The sequence below is a fragment of the Telluria sp. LT2P34 genome, assembly GCF_059685915.1.
Window position 1 is genome coordinate 1 of sequence record NZ_JCASIN010000015.1, and the last position, 23,685, is coordinate 23,685.

Annotated in this window: 19 protein-coding genes and 1 rRNA gene; 4 read left to right on the forward strand and 16 right to left on the reverse strand. The window is 64.7% G+C overall.

The features are described 5' to 3' along the window. Nucleotides 1–429 precede the first annotated feature (429 nt). From AC56KZ_RS20645 to AC56KZ_RS20655, 3 genes are all read right to left on the reverse strand, one after another. A complete protein-coding gene (locus AC56KZ_RS20645) occupies nucleotides 430–1,581 on the reverse strand; it encodes a porin (protein ID WP_497164049.1) in 1,152 nt (383 codons plus the stop codon). Between the two features lie 183 nt (nucleotides 1,582–1,764). After that, nucleotides 1,765–3,300 (reverse strand): DUF3482 domain-containing protein, encoded by a 1,536-nt coding sequence (locus AC56KZ_RS20650; RefSeq protein WP_497164050.1) that lies wholly within the window; start codon nucleotides 3,298–3,300, stop codon nucleotides 1,765–1,767. Continuing rightward, nucleotides 3,297–4,778 (reverse strand): DUF2868 domain-containing protein, encoded by a 1,482-nt coding sequence (locus AC56KZ_RS20655; protein ID WP_497164051.1) that lies wholly within the window; start codon nucleotides 4,776–4,778, stop codon nucleotides 3,297–3,299. Before AC56KZ_RS20655 ends, AC56KZ_RS20650 begins: the two co-directional genes overlap by 4 nt. A gap of 359 nt (nucleotides 4,779–5,137) precedes the next feature. Here AC56KZ_RS20655 and AC56KZ_RS20660 point away from each other — a divergent pair, with 359 nt between their 5' ends. From AC56KZ_RS20660 to AC56KZ_RS20670, 3 genes are read left to right on the forward strand one after another with little or no spacing between them, the layout of a single operon-like run. Further along, nucleotides 5,138–7,219, forward strand: coding sequence for a sigma-54-dependent Fis family transcriptional regulator (locus tag AC56KZ_RS20660; RefSeq protein WP_497164052.1), 2,082 nt, complete (start codon nucleotides 5,138–5,140; stop codon nucleotides 7,217–7,219). A 3-nt stretch (nucleotides 7,220–7,222) separates the two neighbouring features. Beyond that, nucleotides 7,223–7,888 carry a cytochrome b gene (locus tag AC56KZ_RS20665; RefSeq protein WP_497164053.1) on the forward strand — a complete coding sequence of 222 codons (666 nt, stop codon included), beginning with the start codon at nucleotides 7,223–7,225 and terminating at the stop codon, nucleotides 7,886–7,888. Continuing rightward, entirely contained in the window at nucleotides 7,885–8,853 is a 969-nt protein-coding gene (locus tag AC56KZ_RS20670; protein ID WP_497164054.1) for a beta-propeller fold lactonase family protein, read from the forward strand. The genes AC56KZ_RS20665 and AC56KZ_RS20670 overlap by 4 nt, the downstream gene beginning before the upstream one ends. A gap of 3 nt (nucleotides 8,854–8,856) precedes the next feature. On the opposite strand, the gene AC56KZ_RS20675 is transcribed toward AC56KZ_RS20670, so the two are convergent. The 10 genes from AC56KZ_RS20675 to adh all read right to left on the reverse strand — a co-directional run bounded on the left by AC56KZ_RS20675 (nucleotide 8,857) and on the right by adh (nucleotide 18,232). After that, on the reverse strand, nucleotides 8,857–9,849 hold the full coding sequence (locus AC56KZ_RS20675; RefSeq protein ID WP_497164055.1) for an ATP-grasp domain-containing protein: 993 nt from the start codon (nucleotides 9,847–9,849) through the stop codon (nucleotides 8,857–8,859). Nucleotides 9,850–9,907: 58 nt separating this feature from the next. Continuing rightward, nucleotides 9,908–10,669 (reverse strand): hypothetical protein, encoded by a 762-nt coding sequence (locus AC56KZ_RS20680; RefSeq protein ID WP_497164056.1) that lies wholly within the window; start codon nucleotides 10,667–10,669, stop codon nucleotides 9,908–9,910. Continuing rightward, nucleotides 10,666–11,589, reverse strand: a complete 924-nt coding sequence (locus tag AC56KZ_RS20685; RefSeq protein WP_497164057.1) for a quinoprotein dehydrogenase-associated putative ABC transporter substrate-binding protein — start codon at nucleotides 11,587–11,589, stop codon at nucleotides 10,666–10,668. The genes AC56KZ_RS20680 and AC56KZ_RS20685 overlap by 4 nt, the downstream gene beginning before the upstream one ends. After that, nucleotides 11,586–12,005: a c-type cytochrome gene (locus AC56KZ_RS20690; RefSeq protein WP_497164058.1), complete on the reverse strand. Its 420-nt coding sequence runs from the start codon at nucleotides 12,003–12,005 to the stop codon at nucleotides 11,586–11,588. The genes AC56KZ_RS20685 and AC56KZ_RS20690 overlap by 4 nt, the downstream gene beginning before the upstream one ends. 86 nt (nucleotides 12,006–12,091) lie before the next feature. Beyond that, nucleotides 12,092–13,936, reverse strand: coding sequence for a methanol/ethanol family PQQ-dependent dehydrogenase (locus tag AC56KZ_RS20695; RefSeq protein WP_497164059.1), 1,845 nt, complete (start codon nucleotides 13,934–13,936; stop codon nucleotides 12,092–12,094). Between the two features lie 218 nt (nucleotides 13,937–14,154). Next, a complete protein-coding gene (locus AC56KZ_RS20700) occupies nucleotides 14,155–14,502 on the reverse strand; it encodes a hypothetical protein (RefSeq protein WP_497164060.1) in 348 nt (115 codons plus the stop codon). A gap of 73 nt (nucleotides 14,503–14,575) precedes the next feature. Beyond that, complete coding sequence (gene gfa, locus AC56KZ_RS20705; protein ID WP_497164061.1) at nucleotides 14,576–15,175, reverse strand: S-(hydroxymethyl)glutathione synthase; 600 nt, start codon at nucleotides 15,173–15,175, stop codon at nucleotides 14,576–14,578. 35 nt (nucleotides 15,176–15,210) lie between these two features. Then, a complete protein-coding gene (locus AC56KZ_RS20710) occupies nucleotides 15,211–16,317 on the reverse strand; it encodes an S-(hydroxymethyl)glutathione dehydrogenase/class III alcohol dehydrogenase (protein ID WP_497164062.1) in 1,107 nt (368 codons plus the stop codon). Beyond that, nucleotides 16,314–16,709: a DUF779 domain-containing protein gene (locus tag AC56KZ_RS20715; RefSeq protein WP_497164063.1), complete on the reverse strand. Its 396-nt coding sequence runs from the start codon at nucleotides 16,707–16,709 to the stop codon at nucleotides 16,314–16,316. Before AC56KZ_RS20715 ends, AC56KZ_RS20710 begins: the two co-directional genes overlap by 4 nt. Nucleotides 16,710–16,711: 2 nt before the next feature. Continuing rightward, the gene (gene adh, locus AC56KZ_RS20720; protein WP_497164064.1) at nucleotides 16,712–18,232 is read right to left on the reverse strand and encodes an aldehyde dehydrogenase; all 1,521 of its coding nucleotides are present in this window, start codon (nucleotides 18,230–18,232) and stop codon (nucleotides 16,712–16,714) included. A gap of 260 nt (nucleotides 18,233–18,492) precedes the next feature. Between adh and AC56KZ_RS20725 the strand changes: the two genes are divergently transcribed. Then, nucleotides 18,493–20,640, forward strand: a complete 2,148-nt coding sequence (locus AC56KZ_RS20725) for a TonB-dependent receptor family protein (protein ID WP_497164065.1) — start codon at nucleotides 18,493–18,495, stop codon at nucleotides 20,638–20,640. A 4-nt stretch (nucleotides 20,641–20,644) separates the two neighbouring features. On the opposite strand, the gene AC56KZ_RS20730 is transcribed toward AC56KZ_RS20725, so the two are convergent. The 3 genes from AC56KZ_RS20730 to rrf form a co-directional block, all read right to left on the reverse strand. Further along, nucleotides 20,645–22,849 carry a TonB-dependent receptor gene (locus AC56KZ_RS20730; RefSeq protein ID WP_497164066.1) on the reverse strand — a complete coding sequence of 735 codons (2,205 nt, stop codon included), beginning with the start codon at nucleotides 22,847–22,849 and terminating at the stop codon, nucleotides 20,645–20,647. A gap of 270 nt (nucleotides 22,850–23,119) precedes the next feature. Beyond that, nucleotides 23,120–23,437 carry a hypothetical protein gene (locus tag AC56KZ_RS20735; RefSeq protein WP_497164067.1) on the reverse strand — a complete coding sequence of 106 codons (318 nt, stop codon included), beginning with the start codon at nucleotides 23,435–23,437 and terminating at the stop codon, nucleotides 23,120–23,122. Nucleotides 23,438–23,576: 139 nt separating this feature from the next. Next, nucleotides 23,577–23,685, reverse strand: a 5S ribosomal RNA gene (gene rrf / locus AC56KZ_RS20740); the annotation flags it as partial.

Below are 23,685 nucleotides of genomic sequence, written 5' to 3' on the forward strand. Positions count from 1 at the left end.
AATACTTTTGTGAACATTTGATAATTTAAGTAATCAAGGACCGAAGTCCCTGGCACCTTCATCAAACGCCCACACTTATCGACTGTTAATTTTTAAAGAACTGTATTCGGTACTGCCCTGCTGTGTTCTGCGAATCGTTTTGTTCGTCAGCAGCAGAGAGATGAGATTATGCAGTGTTTCGCGATACTCGTCAACTCTTCTTTACTTCACCACGCTGCTCGTATTGCACTTTTGTTACGTCCAACACCTTGATTTCGTTGGATGTTTCGCAGTGCGACTGCAGCGGGAGGCGAATCATAGCAAAGCGCTCCGGCGCCCGCAAGTGCCGTTCGTGAATTTTTAAGCTGCCACTAAGTTTTAAGATTCGACATCGTCCGCAGCAAGAAGAGCGGCCACAGCGACGGCCGCTCCTGTCCGGTTCCCCAGGCATCAGAACTGGATAATTCCGCCGAGCGACACGCCGTTCATCTTGTCGCGGCCGCCGCCAAAACCTTTCGAACGCGTTTGTCCACCTTCGGCAACCAGGATAATTGCGCTGTTGAGGGAGTAATAGGCGCCCACAGTGACGTTCTGGTTCGACTCCAGGCCACCGGTGCCGAGGGTGTTGTCGTCGTTCTCGCTCCGGCCGTAGCTGAGGCCGACCTTGAGCTTTTCGCTTGCCTTATAGGTTCCCTGCGCGAGGAAGTGGGTGGTGCGCACCCGTCCCTGGTCGGCATCTGAAAGGATGCCCAGTCCCCTGCCCCGTTGGAAGTTGACAAGCAATCCGGCCGGGCCAGCCTGGTACAGCACACCGGCCTCGAAGCCGCGCAGCGTCAGCTGCGGCGTGCCTGGCAGCTCCGGCTCGAGACGCTGGCCCTTGGCGCCGATCCAGGCTTTCAGGTCGCCCTGCTTGAAGGTCAGCTGCGCCTGGTACTGCGGCGTCGAATCGGCCGAATAGGCTGAACCCGCAACGACCGGCGTGTCGCTTACCGGGCTCATCAAGGCGATATCGACGGTCAATCCTGTCCCCAGCGTTGGCGTGGTCCATGCTATCTGGCCATACTGGCCAAAGTAGGCGTACCCTGCGCCGATGTGGCCGAGCGCGACGCGGCCGCGCTGCGTCGCTTGTACCGGTGCGCCCACGCCCATCAGGGTCATGTCGTTGAGGATGGCGTTGGCCCCGAAAATGCCGTTGTCGCGACCGAGCTTGAACGTGCCGAGCCCGGCGTTGCCGAAGGTGAAGAAGGCCTGGCGCACGTCCACTTCGCTATTCTGCGAAATCGCGCTGTCGGTGGCGGTGTGGACGTAGATGCCGATCAGCGCCTTGATGTCGTAGCCACCCTGGGTCGAGGAGGCGGAGGTGACCAGCGCGCTCGGCAGCAGGCCATTGCCGACCGTGGTGCGGCTGTCCTTGCCGCCGCAGCCGAGGGCCTGGCCGCCCAAGGCCAGTCCGCCGACCGCGCCGCCCTCGCAATCGACGAAGGTATAGTAGGCGTTGACGTTGCCGCCCACCGCCACTGTCCACTCGCCTGCCTTGATATCGACAGCCAGTGCCGGCTGCATGCATGCCGCCAACGCGCCCAGTGCAAGAATCTTCTTCATCGCCATCTCCTTGTTCGGTCGTTATGGATGTGCGCATCGGTCGATGCTCTCCAAGGCGATGGCAAGACCCGTGCCCGGGCCTCACGGGGCAAAAGGTGCATTGCCGTGTTCGCTGTGCTGTGCCGTATCGGATCAGGTGATGAGTTATCTGTGCAGTTTTTGGACCGGTGGAGGGGTCGGGTATCAGGTGGCCGGCGTCGTGGCCGCCTGCGCCTCCTTGACCGGCAGCGCGGCCACCGCACCCGGGTACAGGCGCGCCAGCGTGGCAGTGACGACCGGCTCGACGATCGCAAACAGGCGCACGCTGGCGGCGGCCAGGTCGGGTGCGGCGCGCACTTCCTGCCACAACGCAGCCGTGCCGCCCTGCGCGGCGAGCGCCGCCTCGACCTCGGGCTGCCAGAAGGCCGGCGCCTCGCCCTCGACATAATTGCCGCGCCCGCGACCGAAGTGGGCGACGGCCAGGTAGCGCAGCACGGCGCCGACCAGCAGCGTGTGCAGGAAGGCATCGGCAAACTGCACCGTCGGCTTGTCGCGGTCGAGTCCCTGGTTGAACCCCCAGGCGGCGCCGGCCATCGTCAGCCCACCGACGATGGCGCCCAAGAGCGCGCCGGCGCCCATGGTGAGGCCGCCGGCGACGAGGTCCGCCGACAAGCCCGTGGCGGCGCCGGACACCACCGCACCGAGTAGGCCGGCCTGGGCCTTGTCGATCGGCGCTTTGATCGCAAAATTCTCGCGCACGCGCATGTTGATCGTGCTGGCCTGGCCGGGGTCGATCTTGTGCAGCCTGAGCATGCGGATCGTGGTCTTGTTGATTTCGCCGTTCAGGCGCTCGACCAGTGCGGCCATCGCCGCCTCCTGCCGCTTCTGCTCGTCCTTGCCGAGACCGACTGCCGCGAGCGCCGAGCGGAACATGCCGCGCACTTCTTCGGAGACGGGTTCGCTGTCGCGCGCGGCCGCCGCGACCTGCTCGGCCGTCATGCGCAGCGCGCTGGCGTAACGCTGGCGGTTGTTGGCTTCCCAGGCCGCGCGCAGGCGTGCATAGCCGGGCTGCTTGGCCGGGTCGATCAAGGGTGCGACTGCTTCGTAGAACACGTGCTCGTGCACCCAGCAGCGGGCAAAGGCGTCCAGCGCCAGCACCTCGCGCACAACCGGGAAGCGCGCCAGGTGTCCCTTCCACTCCTGTTGCTCGGCGCCCTCGGCGGCGCCGGGGCGCGGCGGTCCCATCTGGTTGAGGAGCACGACCACCGGCTTGCCCAGCCACTCGAGGATGTTCATCTCTGCCGGCAGGTAGCCGGCGTCGCCCGGCGCCTCCGAGGAATTGACCAGATAAAGGACGACATCGGCTTCGTCCTTGGCCGCGCGCAAAGCTTGTTGGCTGAGCCAAAACGGACGGTCGCGGTAGCGGTCGAACACTTCACGCAGGAACCAGCCGATCGGGTTGCCCGCCATCGCCAGGCGCTTGAGCAGGCGTACCGAGTCGCCAAAGCCGGGCGTGTCCCATAGCAGCAGGGTGTCGCCTTCAAGGCTGGTCTGCAGGGGATGCGCTTCGGCGAAGGTGGTCACGTGGGCGGCGTCGCGCACTTCGCCGACGTCGGCGCCGACGAGCGTGCGCGCGAGCGTGGTCTTGCCGTTGTTCGTGTGCGACACCAGGGCAAACTGGATTTTAACGGCCGGGCTGCTGATGTCATTGCTGATGTCATGGTTCATGGCGTCGCTCATCGCAGCTCCGGCAGGGCCAGGCCCGCGCCAAGCTCGATCGGCCGCCGGGCCGGATCGAGCAGGTTGACCACCGTGGCGGCGGTACCGTGGAAGCTGCAGAACTGACGCCACAGCGAAATGCGCTCGGTAATGCGTGCCTCCAGGCCGGCCTGGCCCGCGCCCCGCTCGACCAGGCTCGACTCGTCGAGCAGCACCGCCACGCCGCGCTTGCTGTGGCGGACAAGATGCTCGAGGAAGGCGCCGTGGTTTTCCTTTTCAGGCGTCGCGGACAGGCTGAACAGCGCTGCGGTCACGGTCACGCCGGCCTCGCTCAGGTCGGCGTCGGAGAGTGCCTCTTTCGGCTCTTCGCCGTAGGACACCGTGGGCCGCAGCAGCACGCGCGCCTGGGCCCCGAGCGCCATCGCCGCCACCTGCCACAAACCGCGGTCACGGGCTTCGTCGAGCGTAAAACTGTAGGGCAGCACGCGCAGCACCCCTGCCGTACCGGCGCCGATGCTATCGGCCAGCCTGCGGAAATACGGATGCTCGAGTTCGAGCGGAAACTGGCTCGCCAGACGCCGTGCGCGCCATGCGGCAAGGCCTGCCAGCACCACTCGCGGCAGCACGACCAGCAGCAGGATCGTCGCGCCATACAGGTGGACCCAGCGTTCGCCGCCGGAAACCGGAGTGCGGGCGCTGAAACGCAGGGCGTCGATCTCGGCCAGCGAGAAACCCTGCAGGGTGGGAATCAGGAACAACACCGGCGCGAACAGCCAGGACAGCAAGGAATGCACCTGGCCGGCGTCGAGGAAAGTACTCTCCCAGCCAGCCACATATTGGGTGAACAGCCCGCGCCAATACAGGGACAGTACCGCGCCCAGCGCAAAGGCGGCAGCCGCCAGGTGCACCGTGCGCGACAGGCGCGCGCGGGTCAGCGGCTCGCTCAGCACGGCCCATTCGTCCAGAAAGTTCGCCAGCCCGCGCGACAGGGCGCCGGGCAGCTTGCGCGGCAGCGCCGCCTTGCTGCTACTTAAGCGCTGGAGCAGTCCCGGCCCGGCCCAGCCGGTCTTGCGGCCGGGAACGATGGCCCAGGCCAGCAGGACAATGTAGACCAGCAGGTTCCAGCCGATGATGAACAGGAGCGGGGCCGACAGCAAGTCGACCCGGTGCGGATCGGCGATCCGGTCGAGCAGGAAGCCGGCTACCAGGGCCAGCAGCGGCAAGGCGATCCAGAAGCCGGGCGAGCCGAGGCCGCGTTTCTGGAAGGCAGCGAAGGCCGGAATGCGCTCGCCCAGGCGCTTGAGGACCTGGTCCGAGCGCTGCTGGAGGAAATGGTCCTGGGTGGCAGGGCTTTTACTGTCGGCCGCTTGCCAGGCTGCCAGCTCGCGTGCGCTGCGGCTCGCATACTTGCGGTCGTCCTCGCTCAGCACCTCGTGCGCCGTGTCGGCGCTTTCGATCGAACGTACCAGCACGACCCGTCGTGCAACCTGCTCATTCATGCTCGTCCCGTTTTTATTGGATTGGCAACATCGCAGCTGGATTGTGCCAGATTGGGGCGCGGCCTGACGCTGCTGTCCGTGCCATGCAAGGCGCACACGGTAACGGCCTCGTCCGACTGCCAACAGAACGACCACAAAACTGGCGCAATGTTCCCGCTGATCGACGTATTGCTGATGCCGCTCTGTACTGTGCCAAAGTGCGGTGCATGCAGCGTGGGCAGGTGTTCAAAAATATGGAAAACCGATCGACAATCAGCAAGTGGAAGGGTGTATTCTCTACAACAAACAGGATGTCCAAATACATATAACAGTCCATAAAGTGGCAGTCGGCAAGACCAGTCACGGGCCCAGGAGACAGCATGTCGAAGTTTGCCGTGGAACACGTCAAGCGCGTCCATTCGGTCGTCCACGACCGGATCGGCGCGGAGCGGGCCGGAAGTAACCGGATCACCCGGTCCTGGATCCGCTGTCTGAACGAATACCAGCTCGATCCGGCCAGTTGCGCCGATCCTGAAGTGGTGGCGCCGGTGGAATTGCAGGAGCGCCAGGAACGGCTGGCGGACGTGCAGGCTGTCGCCAAGGTCGAGATGGCGAACCTGTACCAGCAACTGGCCGGTTCGGGTTACGCGATCATGCTGACCGACAGCGAGGGCGTCCTCCTGAATTACTTCGGCGACCCCGGCTTTACCCATGCCGCGTCCAGGACCGGCCTGATGCAAGGCGCGGTATGGAGCGAGCGCGTGCAGGGCACCAACGGCATGGGCACCTGCCTGGTCGAACGGCGCCCGATTACCGTGCACCAGGACGAGCACTACCTGTCGCGCAACATCGGCCTGTCCTGCGCGGCGGCCCCGATCTTCGACCACGGGGGCGAACTCGTCGGCGTGCTCGACGCCTCCGGCGAATCGCGCCTGGCCCAGCAGCACACGCTGGCCCTGGTCAGCATGTCGGTGCAGATGATCGAGAACCGCGTCTTCCTGCACCAGTTCCGCCACGATTTCATCCTGCGTTTCCACAACCGGCCCGAGTTCGTCGGCACCCTGAGCGAAGGCGCGATTGCGCTCTCCGTGACCGGCACGGTGCTGGCCGCCAGCCGCGCCGCCCTGTCCCTGCTCGGCTACAGCAGCCCGCTCGACGTCGTCGGGCGCGATATTTGCGAGCTATTCAACCTCACCTTCTCCGGGCTGATCGACAGCAGCGTCAGGCGCGCCTTCCACCCGGTGCCGATCTTCGAAGTGCGCAGCAACGCGCGCTTTTTTGCCGTGGTCTACCAGCCGGTGGCATTAAGCAGTACGCGCCGTCCGCAGCGCAATGGCGCAGCGCTCCCCGAGCCCGAGCCCGAGCCCAGCACGGCGCTCGATGCGCTTCAGCTTGGCGACCCGGCGATGCGCGCCAATATCGAGACCGCGAAACGCGTCATCGAGCGCAATGTGGCCGTCGTGCTGCTGGGCGAAACCGGCACCGGCAAGGAGCGTTTCGCGCGGGCGATGCACCTGTCCGGCAGCCGCGCCAGCCGCCCTTTCGTCGCGATCAATTGCGCCTCGATTCCGGAATCCCTGGTCGAAAGCGAACTGTTCGGCTACCGGTCGGGCGCTTTCACCGGCGCCAGCAAGGAAGGACAGCGCGGCAAGCTGCTGCAAGCCAACGGCGGTACCCTGTTCCTCGACGAGATCGGCGACATGCCGGTCGCCCTCCAGGCGCGGCTCTTGCGTGTACTCGAGGAACGCGAGGTGGTGCCGCTCGGCGGCGAAGCACCGGTCAAGCTCGACATTCGCCTGATCAGCGCCACGCACTGCGACCTCGCCAAACAGATCGCAAGCGGCGCTTTCCGCGAGGATTTGTACTATCGGCTGCAAGGTGTCACCTTCACCCTGCCGCCGCTGCGCGAACGCCTCGATCGCTGCGCGCTGATGCGCCAGCTGGCATTCGAAGAAAGCGATACCGGCAGCCCGGTCGAGCTCGACGACAGCCTGGTCGCCCTGTTGGCGCAGCAACACTGGCCGGGCAACCTGCGCCAGCTGCGCCACCTGCTGCGCACCATGATCGCACTACGCGAATCGGACCGCCTCACCGTACACGACCTGCCGCCGGAATACCGGCAGCACCTGGCCGGCAACGGAACGATGCACGGGCCGGGAATGGTGGTTGGCGTGCCGACCGGCGCCGCCACCGCACAGGCCTGCGCCTCGGCGCCGATGGGCGGCGCGGCGCCGGAAGATGGCGAAGCGAATGGCAGGGTGGACGCCAAGGCGGACGCCAAGGCGGGGATTCGCCTGAATGCGTTCGAGTGTGCGGAACGTGAGGTGCTGTTGCAGGAGCTGAAACGCCACCAGTGGAACCTGAGCGGCGTTGCCCGCGAACTCAATATCAGCCGCAACACGCTGTACCGCAAGCTGCAACGCCTGAATATCGAGCATCCAGACAAATCCCTGTTCCACTGACCCATGAACGCCCCGACGCCGTTCCCGTCACCCGGCCCGCCGCAGTTCCCGCAGCAGGCGCCGGCGCCACCCTCCTCGCCCGCGCGCTACACGGCGATGGCCATTGCCCTGCATTGGCTCATCGCACTGCTGCTGCTCGGCCAGTTCGCCTTCGGTCTGGCGCTCGAGGACATCCCGCGCGGCACGCCCGAACGCGGCTATTACGTCAATTTGCACAAGAGCAGCGGCATTGTGATTGGCCTGCTGATCCTGCTGCGCCTGGGCTGGCGCATGGCGCACAAGCCGCCGCCCCTGCCGGCGTCGACACCGACCTGGCAGCGCCGCGCCGCCCGCGTCAGCCATATCGCCCTGTATGTGTGCATGCTGGCCCTGCCGCTGTCGGGCTATCTCGCATCGAACTTCAGCAAGCACGGCGTCAAGTTCTTCAATCTGGTCCGCTGGGCGCCCTGGGGACCGGACGATAAGGCCCTGTATGCCTTTTTCAATGGCGCGCACCACCTGTTCGCACTGCTGCTGGCGCTGCTGGTCGCCATACACGTGCTCGCGGTGGCCAAGCACATGCTGGTCGACCGCGACCGCCTGCTGCTGCGCATGTGGCCGCGCATGCCGATGAAGCCCGGCGCAGGCGATACCGACACCCCTTTCAATCCGCCTCTGGAGATCCGATGAGCATATTGTCAATTCGCCGCCTTGGCGCCGCCCTGGCGCTGGTTTGCCTGCCCCTTGCCACGCTGACGGCGAGCGCCCTTGCCGCGCCCATGGCCTATGTGCCGAACGAAGGCTCGGGCACGATTTCGGTGATCGACACGGCGAGCGACAAGGTAGTGGCGGAATTGCCCGGCGGGTCCAAGCCACGCGGCCTTGCGCTCGGACCGGACGGTCGCTGGTTGTATGTCAGCGACCAGCCGAACAACCGGCTGCAGCTGGTCGAAGCCGGCACGCGCCAACTTGGCCCCACCGTGGCCCTGGGCGAGTCGCCCGAAGGCGTTTCGATTTCCCCCGACGGACGCTGGGTGGTCGCTGCGGTCGAGGGCAAGAACGAGATCGCCGTGACCGATACCCGCAGCAATACACTGGCCTTTTCGATTCCGGTGCGCGGCAAGAATCCCGAGCATGCGGTGTTCAGCCCGAACGGACGCCTGCTGTTCGTCAGTGCCGAGGAAGGCGACGCCGTCGACATCATCGATTTCACGACCCGCAAGCAGCTAGCCCAGGTAGCGGTGGGCGCCCGCCCGCGCGGCATCGGCTTCCTGCCGGACGGCAGCCGCGCGTATGTCGCTGCCGAAAACGCCAACGAAGTTTTCGTCATCGATACCACCAGCTTTGCCGTCGTCGCGCGCATCAAGGCCGGGCTGCGTGCCAACGGCATTGCCGTGCATCCGAGCGGCAGCCATGTCTACGTTTCGAACGGCGGCGACGCCAATGTGTCGGTGATCGATACAAAAACCAATCAGGTGGTGGCGACGGTGCCGGTTGGCCAGCGTCCCTGGAACATGGCGCTGACGCCGGACGGCAAAAAACTGTACGTCGCCAATGGCCGCTCCCACAACGTCAGCGTGATCGACACCGCCAGCCGCACCAAGCTGCGCGACATCGCGGTCGGCAAGCTGCCCTGGGGCGTGGTGATCAGGTAGTTTTCAGCTGCCAGCGTCGGCGCTGCCGACATCGACGCTGACCACGCGGCGCTTGGCGGGCAAGGCCGGCAGCGCCAGCCCCTTCAACAGGTCGATCACCAGGCCGGCCGGATTGCAGCCGATCGACGCATGCAGTCCCGCATACGCTGCGGTCAGGCGCGGATTGACATCGAGCACGACGGCGCCATGGTCGGTGAGGATGATGTCCACGCCGACATAACCCCACAGGGTTGGCAGTGCGGCCGCCACCTGCTGCGCCAACCGCTCGAGCGCGCCGTCGGCGTCAAGCAGGCCGTTGACGGTGCTGCCCAGGAAATGGAAGCGGTTGTCATGCACCACCACCCACTCCTGGTTACGTGCCAGCAGGCACGCCGCGCCATCGCAACACAGCAGCGATAAGCTGCCCAGCTTGCCGGCGACAAACGGCTGCAGGATATAGCCTTGCACGGCGCTGGTGCGGATCCATGCGAGGGCGGCAGCGCGATTGCTGAATAAGCGGGTGTCGACACAGCCGGCGCCGTCATCGGGTTTCACGACCCATGCGCCCTCGCCCTCCGGCAGGCAGGCATGCGGCCGATAGGTAGGCACGGTCGGCACCCCGCCCTCGGCCAGCGCCCGCGCCACCTTGAACTTGCTTGCGGCGACCCGGACCGCACCCGGCGCGCTGCCCAGCAGGATGCGTTTGCCGCGCAGGATGTCGCGCGACAGGTTTTCCAGCAAGCCATCGGACTCCGGCGCCAGCGGCCACACCGCATCGGCCGTCTGCACACAGGCGGCAAAGCGTTCGGCGAAGGACAGGCCCGGAGGCGCGGCTCCCGTGCCGGGCGGGCGCAGCGTCGCCATCGTGCACACCTCGACATCCGGCACGGTGCCGAGGTCGGCAAGCAAGGCATCGATCAGCATTTCGCCCTGCTGCGTGAAAGCGCGCGGCAGCGCACGCGCCGTCTGTCCGCCTTCCATCACGTAATCGAAAGCAAACACTTTCAAGGGCGCCATCGTCTGCCTCCGGCCGGTTCGATGTCCAGGCATGCGCTGCGTTGACATTCACCGACAATCAAGCACGCGGTTCGGTGACCTTGATCAGGGTGAGCGTCTCGTCGATGACGGGCAGTGCCGCGCCTGGTGCAGCCTTGCCGGGCTGGCCTTCTGGAGGCGTTGCGGCCGCGCGTGCTACGAATGCCACGGACGGCGCTCCGTTCCCAGCCGCGTTCGCCAAGGTGGTGCTCACCCGGTACACCCCACCGGGCACCTGGTCGCTGAGAACGAAGGTATAGGTCTTGCGTAGATAGTTCTTGAAGCGCGCTTGCAGCGGGTCGTCCAGGTAAGGCTGGATCCGAATCGCCTTGGCCTCCAGCGCCTTGCCCCCGTAGCTGATGCGCTGTGGCGTCACCTGGGCGGCATTGGCCAGGGCCAGGCGGATGCGTTTGCGAAAATAGCCGACCGATCCGCCGGTCAGCCTTTTCATTTCGGCGATATCGCGCTCGAAAAAGCCGAGCAGCACCGGGTTGCCGTGCGCGTCGTCCACCTCCGGCAAGGCCTGTTTGTGCTTGCCGCTCAGGAAGCGCAGCGCAACATGTACCCGCCCCTTGTTGCGGGAAACGTCGAGCTGGACGCTGTCGGTAAAGGCGGGCTCGACATTGCTCTGCCTGCGAAATTCATACACCAGCGTGGCCGGCGCCTTCATGCGAGCAAGGTGATCGGTCTCGAACAACAGGACTTCGGCCGGCGAAACCGGTTGGGCGCCGGCAGGCCCGAGGATGAAAGAGGCGAGCACCGCCGCGCCAAGGCGGGAACCAAGGCATGCCGGCATGTTCATGGCTTCCTCGCCGGTGGGGGCGCCAGCGCCACGGCGGCTTGCGGTTCAAGCAGCGGGACCCCGTATTGGGTGAGGATGGCGCGAATCTTTCCTTCGTTTGCGGCGATCAAGCCGTCGATACGCTGGCGGAAGTCCTTGTCGGCATGGCGCACCGCCATCGCGATCTCGAAATCGAATTTGATTCCCGGCTGCGAGGCCAAGGGGACGGCCACGATCGGCGCCGTCCGTGTATTCCTGGCGAAATAACCCGCAATCGGGCCCCAGGCAAATGCCACGTCGATCTTGCCGCCCGCAAGGTCCTTCTCGATGATTTCACCTGGATACTGGTCGGCATCGCCGGTCTGGCTCTGGTACCACGCGACTTGCTCCATCAGGCCGTGCTGCAGCAGCCAGTCGGTGACGGGCGAACCCGCAAAGGCGCCGAAGCGCAATTTCTTGCGCTGTCCGGCATCCAGCGCCAGCAAGTCATCCAGGCTGCGCACCCGGTCCAGTCCCTTGCCCTTGACATAGGCCATGGCATAGGTGGAGCGGTAATACGGGCGCGTGGTCGCGGCCATGTCAAAACCCTTGGGAACACCAATGACGAGGTCGCATTTGAAACGATCGGAATCTTCTTCCTTGGCGCGCAAGGTATTGCGGATGAATCCCATCCGCTGCGGATACCAGGTGTACTCCAGCTTCCAGCCCAGTTCCTGCGCCAGCAGGGAGGCGATCTTGTTTTCGAAACCGGCCTGTGCACGGTTCGACAAGGGCAGGTTGTTCGGGTCTTCGCAGACCCGCAGCACCTTGTCCTGGCCGGGCGCGGGTGCCTCCTGGGCGCTTGCCGGACCGGCCAGCCCCGCCAGCGCACAGACGCCCCCTGCCAGCAATGTTCGCCAACGCATCTGCCGGCGCGCCCCCTGCCCTGGCCAGCGTTTCATTTGTTCATCTCCTGAAGCCGGCCAGGCTGGATGGCGCCATCCGAGCGTCCCTTCAGGTAGGCGTACAGGCTGTCGATGTTTTCGCTCACCATTTTGCTGGTATCGAAATTCGGCATGCCCTTCTCGATCCGCCCCTTCAGCACGGCGGCCTTGAATTCGTCCTTGCTGAGCACCTTCAGGCTGTCTACCAGCGAGGGTCCGACCATGCCTTCCTGCGCGGCGCCATGGCAACGCTCGCAGGCCATTGCGCGCCAGGTGCGCCAGCCGCTCAGGGTCTGCGCATCGACCTTGTTGCCTTCGACTACCTTGTAGGGGGCGTTATCGGCCGCGAGGGCAGGTGTGGACAACAGGCCGGGCAGCGCGGCCAGGGCCCAGCAAGCGGCCGCGGCCGCTGCGTTTTTCGTGAGTTTGTTCATGTTCATTCCCGGGAAACGAGGCGCGGTTGCCGGCGCTGCGACCGGCAACCGTTTTCAATACACAGCACGCCGGTCCGGCGGCCGCTTCACTTGTTGCGCATGGCCGTTGCCGCCCCGCCCGACACTGCCCGGTCCGGCAATGCGAATACGGTCAGCACGCCGCCAAGCTCGGTGTACTTGGCCAGGTCCTTGTAGCCGCCAACCGCGCCCAGGCCTTCGGTACCCTTGGTCAGCCCGGCCGCAAGACCGATGCCGGCCCAGCCGCCAATGCCGGACAACACGCCGACATATTGCTTGCCCTTGTATTCCCAGGTGTGGACGTTGCCAATGATGCCGGACGGCGTCTTGAACTTCCACAGCTCCTTGCCGTTGAGGTCGACGGCCTTGATGTGGCCTTCCAGGGTGCCGTAGAACACGACGTCGCCGGCGGTGGAGAGCGCCCCGCTCCAGACCGAAAACTTCTCGGGCTTGGACCAGACGATCTTGCCGGTGCCCGCATCCCAGGCGATGAAGTTGCCCAGGCCGCCATGGCTGCCCGGCGCCGCATACATCGAGAGCGTCGCGCCGACATACGGCTGGCCTGCCGTGTACTCGATCTGGTAGGGCTCGTAATCCATGCAGACATGGTTAGTAGGCACATAGAACAGGCCGGTCTTGCGGTTGAAGGTAGCCGGCTGCTGGTCCTTGGTGCCGAGCGCGGACGGGCAAATGCCCTTGGAATTGAAGTCGGGACCGTTCTTTTCGGTGCTGTACTTCGCAACGACTTGCGGCCGGCCGGTTTTCATGTCGACGTGGGTCGCCCAGTTCCCCTTCGGATCGTATTTTTCAGCGATCAGCAATTCGCCGCTGACGCGATCCATCGTGTAGGCGAAGCCGTTGCGGTCGAAGTGAACCAGCGCCTTGCGCGGCTGGCCCTTGACCTTGATGTCGGCCAGGATCATTTCGTTGACGCCGTCATAATCCCACTCGTCGTGCGGCGTCATCTGGTAGACCCATTTCGCCATTCCGGTGTCGAGGTCGCGTGCGAAGATGGTCATCGACCACTTGTTGTCGCCCGGGCGCTGGCGCGGGTTCCAGGTGCTGGGGTTGCCGGTGCCGTAGTACATCAGGTTGGTCGCCGGATCGTAGCTGTACCAGCCCCAGGTCGTGCCGCCGCCCAGCTTCCACTGGTCGCCCTTCCAGCTTTTCAGCGAGGAGTCCGCGCCGATCGGCGCCATGCGGCCGTCGGTCCAGGTCATGGTTTTTGCAGGATCGACCATGAGTTCGTTGTCGGGTCCCGTGCTGTAGGCTTTCCACAGCACCTTGCCGGTATTCATGTCATGCGCAGTGATACGACCCCGCACGCCGAATTCGCCGCCACTGATGCCGGTGATGATCTTGTCCTTGAAGACATGGGGCGTATTGGTGGTGGTTTCGCCGATCTTCGGATCGCCGACCTTGTTTTTCCAGAGCTCCTTGCCGGTCTTGGCGTCGAGCGCCACCAGCGTGGTATCGGCCTGCTGCAGGAAGATCTTGCCGTTGGCATAGGCAACGCCGCGGTTGACGGTGTCGCAGCACATGACCGGGATCACGGTCGGGTCCTGCTTCGGTTCGTACTTCCAGCGGATGCTCTGGTCTTCCAGTGCGATCGCGAACACCTTGTTCGGGAAAGGACTGTGGATGTACATGGTGTCGCCGATGACCAGCGGACCGCCTTCATGGCCGCGCAGCACGCCGGTCGAGAAGGTCCAGGCCACCTGCAAGTCCCTGGCGTTCTGCGCGTTGATCTGCTTGAGCTCGCTAAACCGGTGGTTGGCAAAGTCGCCGGACTGCATCGCCCAGTTCTTCGAGTCCTTGGTCAGCTTTGCGACATCCGAATCGGCAGCCATCGCCGGTCCGGCGGCCAGTGCCAGGCATGGCCACCAGCGGATGAGTCTCTTTGCGAATGACATGATGAAGTCTCCTATGGTTTTTATAGCGGTCCGACTGGATGGAGCTGGGGATCGCCCCAGGTTTACACAGCACTAAACGTGCCAATGCGGTGCCTATGCAGTGCCAGTGCGGCGCCACTGGACCGAGGGGAGCATGGCTGTGGCACCCTGTTCAGATTCGAGACAATGCCCGCCGGGGCTTGTGTCATCCATGACGCAACACCAGGCCCGGCAGTACATCACCGCTGCGGCACGTAACACGCCTTGTTGGCGTCCGCCTGGATCGTCTTGTACTTGCCAGCCATCTCCTTTACTTGCGGCGGATCGCGAAACACCGCGCCGCGCTCGCCGGCCATGGTCTGGTTGCGCAGCGAGGTCGACATGGCGAGATAGTCGTCGTGTGTCATGGCCTTGGCGATGTAATCGATGACGCAGGAGCACTTGTAAAGGTATTCACCCTTGCTTTCGTGTTTTTGCATGCACTCCAGCACGTACTCCACGCGGCTGCTGGTCGGGAAATCGTCGGCATGGGCCGCGGGCGCGGCGGCGCCCAGGATCGACAACAGCAGCAAGTGGGATCGCTTCATACTTTTCTCCGGTGTTCGGTCATTTGCTGCGGCATGGATGGACAGGCCCACCCATGCCGCAGCGGTCAAGCCTTCAGGCTTCCTGCAGCATCCCGCGGGCCTTGGCGACATGGGTCGAGATGGCATCCATCAAGGCCGGCGACAGCGCGTCGTAGGGTGGCAAGCCGAGCTCGGTCAGCCGCGCACGCACCTCGCCCATCCGGGAAGGAGGAAAGCCGGACTCGATGATCGAGGACACGAAGGCGGCGAATTCCGGCGGCGCCCAACCGCTCTCGCGCGACAGTTCCGTGTGTACGAAGTCGAGGCCATAGAAGGGGTGCGCGTTGTTTTCGATGCGCCCATACATGTGCACGCCGCAATCGCGGCAGGCATGGCGCTGGATCGTGGCGGAAGTGTCGGCAATGACGAGCTTGTCGGCATTGGCGGTCACCTCCACCTTGTCGCGTCCGACCACGGCCACCTGGGAAAACAGTGCCCCCGACGGCTTCCAGCATTTGGTGCAGCCGCACACGTGGTTGTGCGCGACCTGGCTCGTGATGTTTACTGTGACCGGATTGGTGGCGCACTGGCAGCTCAAGGTGCCGCCCGAAAAATTCGGTACGGCCGGCTTGATGCCCTGATCCACAGCGGGATGGATTTTTACGCCGCTGTTCATCATGTTGTCATTGCTCATGTTCAGTCTCCCTGGTTGATCTGAAAAATGCCGCCTCAGTACAGCACCACCGAGCGGATCGACTGCCCGCTCTTCATCAGCTCGAAGCCCTCGTTGATGCGCTCGAGCGGCAAGGTATGCGTGATCAGGTCGTCGATATTGATCTTGCCGTCCATGTACCAGTCGACGATCTTGGGCACGTCGGTGCGCCCGCGTGCGCCGCCGAAGGCGGAACCCTTCCACTGGCGGCCCGTCACCAGCTGGAAGGGCCGTGTGCTGATTTCCTGGCCCGCCGCCGCCACGCCGATGATGAAGGACTGGCCCCAGCCCTTGTGCGTGCACTCGAGCGCCTGGCGCATCACCTGTACATTGCCGACGCACTCGAAGGAAAAATCGGCGCCGCCGTCGGTCAGCTGCACGATGTGGTCGACGAGGTTGCCGACCTCGCTCGGGTTGATGAAATGGGTCATGCCGAACTTGCGCGCCATGGTCTCGCGCGCGGGGTTGAGGTCGACGCCGATGATCTTGTCGGCGCCCACCATGCGTGCGCCCTGGATCACGTTCAGGCCGATGCCGCCCAGGCCGAACACGACGACATTCGCTCCCGCCTCGACCTTGGCCGAAAACACCACGGCGCCAACGCCGGTGGTGACGCCGCAGCCGATATAGCAGGCCTTGTCGAAGGGTGCGTCGGCGCGGATTTTGGCCAGCGCGATTTCCGGCACCACGATGTAGTTGGAAAACGTCGAGGTGCCCATGTAGTGGAACAGCTGCTGGCCGTCGAGCGAAAACCGGGAGGTCGCGTCAGGCATCAGGCCGCGGCCCTGGGTGGAGCGGATCGACTGGCACAGGTTGGTCTTGCGCGACAGGCAGAATTTGCATTGGCGGCATTCCGGGGTGTACAGCGGAATCACGTGGTCGTCGCGCTTGACCGAAGTGACGCCGGGGCCGGTCTCGAGCACGACGCCGGCGCCTTCATGGCCGAGGATGGCGGGAAAAATGCCTTCCGGGTCGGCGCCGGACAGGGTGTAGTAATCGGTATGGCAAATACCGGTGGCCTTGATTTCCACCAGCACTTCGCCGGCGCGCGGGCCCTCGAGGTCGACTTCGGCGATGGACAAGTCCTGTCCGGCTTTCCAGGCAATGGCTGCTCTCGTTTTCATGTGGCCTTCCGTGTTGTAAAGGATTGCAGCTCAGCATCCTCGAACAGGCGCGAGCGGGTCAGGAAGCGTTGCCCGGTCCCGTTATCGAGCGAGAACATGCCGCCGTTACCCGGCACCACGTCGATGATGAGCTGGGTATGCTCCCAGTAAGCAAACTGTTCGGCCCCCATATAGAAGGGCGTGCCATCGAGGCTGCCGAGGCAGACGTCGGTGTCGCTGATGGCGAATTCGCCGGCCGGGTAGCACATCGGGGCGCTGCCGTCGCAGCAGCCGCCGGACTGAAAGAACATGAGCGGGCCGTGGCGCGCGCGCAGCTGGCCAATGAAGGCCAGGGCGGCGGCGGTGGCGCAGACCCGCTCGGGTGCGCCGTTCATCGGGCTGTCGGCCGGCATGGTCAGAAAAAGCCCATCGCTTTCGGGCTGTAGCTGACCAGCAGGTTCTTGGTCTGCTGGTAGTGGTCGAGCATCATCTTGTGGTTCTCGCGCCCGACCCCCGACTGCTTGTAGCCGCCGAACGCGGCGTGGGCCGGATACAGGTGGTAGCAGTTGGTCCAGACGCGCCCGGCCTGGATCGCGCGGCCGACGCGGAAGGCGCGCGAGGCGTCGCGCGTCCAGAGTCCGGCGCCGAGGCCATACAGGGTGTCGTTGGCGATGCGCAGGGCGTCGGCTTCGTCGGTGAAGGTGGTGACCGACACCACGGGCCCAAAGATTTCCTCCTGGAAGACGCGCATTTTATTGTCGCCCTTGAACACGGTCGGCTGCACGTAATAGCCGTCCTTCAAGTCGCCATCGAGGGACTGGCGCGCGCCGCCGGCCAGCACTTCGGCGCCCTCCTGGCGGCCGATGTCGAGATACGACAGGATTTTTTCCAGCTGCTCCTGCGAGGCCTGGGCGCCGAGCATGGTGCCCGAATCGAGTGGATTGCCCTGCCGGATGGCCGCCACCCGTGCCAGCGCACGCTCGATGAAGCGCTCGTAGATCGATTCCTGCACCAGCACCCGCGACGGACAGGTACAGACTTCACCCTGGTTCAGGGCGAACATCGCAAAACCTTCCAGGCATTTGTCGAAGAAGTCGTCGTCGGCGTCCATCACGTCGGCAAAGAAAATGTTCGGCGACTTGCCGCCCAGTTCCAGCGTGACGGGAATCAGGTTTTGCGCGGCGTAGCCGGCGATCAGGCGCCCGGTGCCGGTTTCGCCCGTGAAGGCGATCTTGGCGATGCGTTTGCTCGAGGCCAGCGGTTTGCCGGCTTCGAGCCCGAAGCCATTGACGATGTTGAGCACACCCGGCGGCAGCAGGTCGCCGATCAGTTCGATCAAGACCATGATCGAGGCCGGGGTCTGCTCCGCCGGTTTCAGCACCACGCAGTTGCCGGCGGCCAGCGCCGGGGCCAGCTTCCAGACCGCCATCAGGATCGGGAAATTCCACGGGATGATCTGGCCGACGACGCCCAGCGGCTCGTGGAAGTGGTAGGCATAGGTTTCGTGGTCGATCTGGGCGATGGAGCCTTCCTGGGCGCGGATGCAGCCGGCAAAATAACGGAAATGGTCGATCGCCAGCGGCAGGTCGGCGGCCGTGGTTTCGCGGATCGGCTTGCCGTTGTCGATGGTCTCGGCCGTGGCGAGCATGGCCAGGTTCTGCTCCATGCGGTCGGCGATGCGGTTCAGGATGCCCGCGCGCTCGGCCTGCGAGGTCTTGCCCCAGGCATCTTTGGCAGCGTGGGCGGCGTCGAGCGCCAGTTCGATGTCCTCGCTCGTCGAGCGCGCGATTTCGCAAAACGGCTGGCCGGTGATCGGGGTGATGTTCGGGAAATACTCGCCCCTGGTGGGGGCCACGAACTTGCCGCCGATGTAGTTGTCATAACGCTGCTTGAATGGATTGGCAACGCCCAGCTTGCTGATGTCTGCGAGATTCATGTCGTCCTCTTGTCAAAATGAGTAATTGGCCCCTGGGGTGAACAAGGCCTGGACCGCACTGCCGTGGCAGTTGTCCCGATCCTGGAACAGGTGTGCCGTTTTGCAGCGGCGCCCGCCCCGGACGCAGCGCCTGGCCCACCCCGTCCCCGTTCAATGCAAGCGCCGTGCCATCCGGTTACCATGGCAAAGATATTGCTTAATTAGCAGCTTGGGGCAGTGCCAGGCAGACGTCCCAACCCACACCGTTATCGGAGACATGCATGCAGCAACCATTTCCTTTCCGCCGCCGCGCCATTGCGGCGCTGTTCGCCAGCGGCGGCGCCGCCTTCGCAACGCACGGCACGGCAAGCGCCGCCGGCGAGCAGCAAGCCGCGCCGATGCCGATCGTCATCGTCACCGGCAGCCGCATCGAACAGGACAGCTTCGACTTCCCGGCCGCGGTCGACATCGTCGACGCGGCGCGCATCGGCGACACGCAGATGCGGGTGAACGCCTCCGAGGCGCTGGCGGCGGTGCCCGGCCTGGTCGTACACAATCGCGAGAACTACGCGCAGGACCTGCAGATCTCGTCACGCGGTTTTGGCGCGCGCTCGGCCTTTGGCGTGCGCGGGGTACGCCTGTTCGCCGACGGCATCCCGGCCTCCATGCCGGACGGCCAAGGCCAGGCCGCAACTTTTAATCTCGACCTGGCCGAACGCATCGAAGTGCTGCGCGGGCCGTTTTCCGCGCTCTACGGCAATCACTCGGGCGGCGTGATCCAGCTGTTCACCCGCGACGGCAGCGGCCGGCCGGCACTCGAGGGGACCGTGTCAGGCGGCAGCGACGGCATGCGCAAGATCGACGTGAATGCGCAGGGCGAGAGCGCCGGCGTCAGCTACCTGATCGACGCTTCGCGCTTCGATACCGACGGCTACCGCCACCACAGCGCGGCGCGGCGCGACCAGGCTTTTGCCAAGCTGAGCGTCAGGCCCAGCGACACCAGCCGCCTGACCCTGACCGCCAGCACGCTCACCCAGGACGACACGCAAGATCCGCTGGGCGTGACCTGGGCGACCTTCCAGCGCGACCCGCGCGCCGGCGAAATCGACCTCACCGACACGCAGTCGCCGCAGCGCACGCTGGCCGAGCGCTACAACACGAGGAAAAGCATCGAGCATCACCAGGCCGGCGCCACCTTCGAGCAGCGCTTCGGCCAGGATCGCCTGCGCCTCACGGCCTGGGCCGGCAACCGCCAGGTCATCCAGTACCAGTCGTTCTCGCGCGGCTTCCAGGCGCCGCCCACCCATTCGGGCGGCGTGGTCGATTTCGAGCGCGATTTTTACGGCGCCGACCTGCAGTGGCAGGCCGTACGCCAGGTGGCCGGCGGCAAACTGAGCACCACCGCGGGCCTCGAATACAGCCGTTCCGAAGACGACCGCCAGGGTTACGAGAACTTCATCGGCACGCAGTTCGGGGTCAAGGGAGCGCTGCGGCGCGACGAAACCAACCAGCTATCCAACCTCGACCCTTACCTGCAGACGCAATGGGAAGGCGGCCCCTGGGTGCTCGGCGCCGGTCTGCGCCGCAGCAGCCTGAAAGTGGAAGTGAGCGATCGCTTCGTCGCCAACGGCAATGGCAACGACAGCGGCGCCGTCGAGTACAGCAAGTGGACCCCGGTCGTTTCCGCGCTCTACAAGGTGTCGCCGCAGTTGAACGTGTATGCCAGCGCGGCGCGCGGCTTCGAGACGCCGACACTCAATGAACTGTTTTATTCGGCGGGCGGCACGGGATTCAATTTCCGGCTGCAGCCGGCGATCAGCCGCAACATCGAGCTCGGCGCCAAGGCGAAGTTCGGCGACAACACGCGCGTCGAGGCAGCATTGTTCCAGGTGCGTACCGACGACGAACTCGTGGTCGAGACCTCCGGCGGCGGACGCACCAGCTACCGCAACGCCAGCGAAACCATGCGCCGTGGCGCCGAAGTGTCGCTCGACAGCCAGCTCGGGGCCGGCTTCAGCACCCGCTGGGCGCTGACGCTGCTGCGCGCCACTTATGAAACGCCTTTCGGCAGCGTTGCCGCCGGCAGCCGGCTGCCCGGCGTGCCGCGCGCGAACCTGTTCGGCGAGCTGGTATGGCGGGACGCCGGGGGGCGCCTTGGCGCAGCGCTCGAGACGGTCGCCAGCAGCAAGACCTATGTCGAAGATTCCAACACGGAACAGGCGGCGCCCGGTTATGTGGTCGTCAACGCGCGGGTGCAGGCACGGCAAACCGTGGACCGTTGGCGCTTCAGGCAGTTCGTGCGTCTAAACAATATCTTCGATCGCGATTATGTTGGCTCGGTCATCGTGGGCGACGCCAACCGGCGCTATTACGAAGCGGCGCCGGGACGCCAGTGGATGATCGGCGTCAGTGCGCAGTACACCTTCTGATGGTTCAGAAGGTGTAACGCAACCCGGCCACGATTGAACGCGGGGCGCCGGGTGCGATGAATCGGGCGTGGCCGGCGTCTGCAGCGCCTTCATGTGGTGTGAGCAGGCGGCCCTGCGGGAAGAGATCCGGCGCCACCGCGCCAAAGCTTTCGTAGCGCCGGTCGAACAGGTTGTTTATGCGTGCAAACAGTTCCCAGCCGGGCGCCGGCCGGTAGGTCGCGCGCAGGCTCGCCAGCACGTGTCCGCGCACCCGCCAGTCGGCACGCTCGGGTTCCTCCCCTACTGCTGCGTCTTCGACCAGGCCGTCTTCATTGCCCTGGGTGACCAGGCTGCTCGCCGCTTGCAGGTCGAGGCCGAGATCGGCGCGGGAACTCGCCTTCCAGTCCAGTGTCAGCTTGCCGCTGTGCCTGGGCAAACCGGCAAGCCGTGTGCCACGCCGCACCCGCACCGTACGGGCGCCGGTGAACAGCTGCTCGTCCGCATCGTACTGCGCATCGAGGTAGCTGTAGGCCAGCCGCAGATCGAGGCGCCCGAACTGCTGCGTGATGGTGGCATCCAGCCCCTGGTGGCGGGTGCGCGCGACATTCGCAAAATACCCTTGGCGCGACGGAGCGCTGAGGAACAGGATGTCGTCGCGGTTGCCGGTGCGATGCAGGGAGAGAACATAACGCCCGCTCTTGAATCCTCCGCGCACCCCTGCTTCCAGCGTGCGTGCAATCACTTGTTTTAGATAGGGATCCGCCTGCAAGCCAACCGGCAGGCGGCAGGGATTGTCCGGATCGGCGCAGCCCAGTTCGATGACGGTGGGCACCCGGTTACCCTGGGCGATGTTGGCAAACACGGTGGTCGCGCCATCCAAATGGTGGGTAAAGCCGAGCGAAGGGTTGAGGCGGGTGTAGGTAAAACTTTCGGCCGGTTGCAGGCCGCGCTCGTTGACCAGGGTATTGTCGACACGTGCGCGGTTCAGGCGTGCACTGGCAGTCAGCTGCGTCGAAGAGGACAGGGCGCGGCTGGCGGCAACATAGACGCCGAGGGCGCGCGAGCTGCCCGTGACGGAGGCGTCGGGCTCGCGTTCTTCGTCCGCGTCGGCGAGCACTTCGCGCGTGGGACTGATGAAGGCCGCCTGTTCGTACTGGGCATATTCCGACCTGCTGTAGTCGAAGCTGATACCGGCGTCGAAGCGGTCGTTGCCGCGCCGGGTGCTGAAGGCTGCGCCGAGCCCGCGGCCCTGCTGGCGGGTGCTGGTGGTGTTCAGGACGCCCGGATGCAGGGCTGCTCCCTCGGCGCGCGTAAAGCCGCATTCGGCGGCGTCGACTGCGCCGCCGTCCTCGTTGAAGCCGGCCTCGCAATTTTCGACGTAGTCGTCGTAGTCTTCGCTGATGTCGCCATTGACGGTATCGCGCCGGCTGTTGCGAAGGTAGGCGGTGGCCGTGACTTCGCTGTTCTGGCCCAGGCGGCGGGTCAGGTTCAGGGTGCCTTGGCCAAGCCGGTTGCGGGTAGTGTCGGGATGGGTATAGACGGCGTGCCGGTTCTCTTCGTACATGCGATCGGGCAGCAGGCCATTGCCGCGCAAGCGGCTGCGCCCCCCAAGCAAGGCGAGGCTCCAGTCGGTGTCGCCCTGCGAGCGGCCGATTTTCAGCAGCAGATTGCCGAGGCGTCCGTTGGAATGGTCGCGCCAGCCGGCGTCGTTGAACATGGTGGCGCCGATAAAGCTGTGCCAGCCGCCGTCGCCCTGCCAGCCATGGGCAAGGTCGGCTCGCCGGCGGCCGCGGTCGCTGAACGACAGGTTCGCCTCGCCGCCAGGATGGGTAATTCCCGAACGGGTCGTGAATGCAAGCGCGCCGCCCAGGGTATTCAACCCATACAGCGGATTGGCGCCGGGTACCAAGAGCAGGCTGCCGATCGCCGCTTCGGGCAGCATGTCCCAGTTCACGACGTCGCCAAATGCTTCGTTGACGCGCACGCCGTCGAGATACACGGAAATGCCCTGCGCGCTGCCCAGCACAGGCGAAGCGCGAAAGCCCCGAAAGGTGACATCGTTCTGGAACGGGCTGCCCGACACTTCGTTGACGCTGACGCCGGTCAGGTTGCGCGTCATGATTTCAGCAAAATTATCCCCGCCGGCCTGGCGCAGCGCTTTGCTCTTCACGAGCTGAACCGGATAGGGCAGCAGGTCGCGTTCGATTCCGAGACCTGGCAGTGGCGCCACGCCGATGACTTCAACGCGCGGGATATCGCTCTCGGGAAACTGCGGCTCAGCGTGGGCCCAAGGGACGAGCAGGACAGCCGCGACCAGACAGGCGATCCTGTTGCTGAAAGCAGCGAGGGGGTGCTGTGAGGTGTGGCATGGAGTGGAGCGCATCGTCCAGGCACGTGCAAGCGGCGTGCCATGGCTGGCGCAGGCGTGCGCAGGCCGGTCTGCGCAAAAATGGAACAGGTGTTGCGGGGTGACTGTCACGCCAGGTGAACAGTACCCTTCTCAGTGCCGCCCGCCCCGATGGCCCCAGCCGCCACGGTGCCCCCCGCCGCCATGACCGCGCCAGCCGTGTCCGTGATGCTTGCCGTGGTATCCGCCGTGGTGACGATGCTCATAAAAGCCAAAGTTCAGCGAAACAGGCGGGCCGGCGTAGTAGCCGTAAGGTCGATAGCCGTAGGCCGGGTACTCATACGTCGAGTAGCTGTAATTGGCGCCAGGATATCCGTAATAATACGGATCGTAGACGCAAGCGCCGAGCCCTCCGGCCAGTAACAATGCGACGACGACGCGCTTTGCCGAGCGTTTGCCTTGGGTGTTCATGCCTGCGCCCTCCACGACCTGCGACTGATTTCATTCTAGCCAGGAAAGCAGGTTTTGCAATGTCGATGCGACCGGAACAAACCACCGGACGAAAAAAAACCCGCCGAGCTAAGCTCAACGGGTTCTCTCTTTATAACTAGCCTGACGATAACCTACTTTCACACTGGTTGCAGCACTATCATCGGCGCAAAGTCGTTTCACGGTCCTGTTCGGGATGGGAAGGGGTGGGACCGACTTGCTATGGTCAT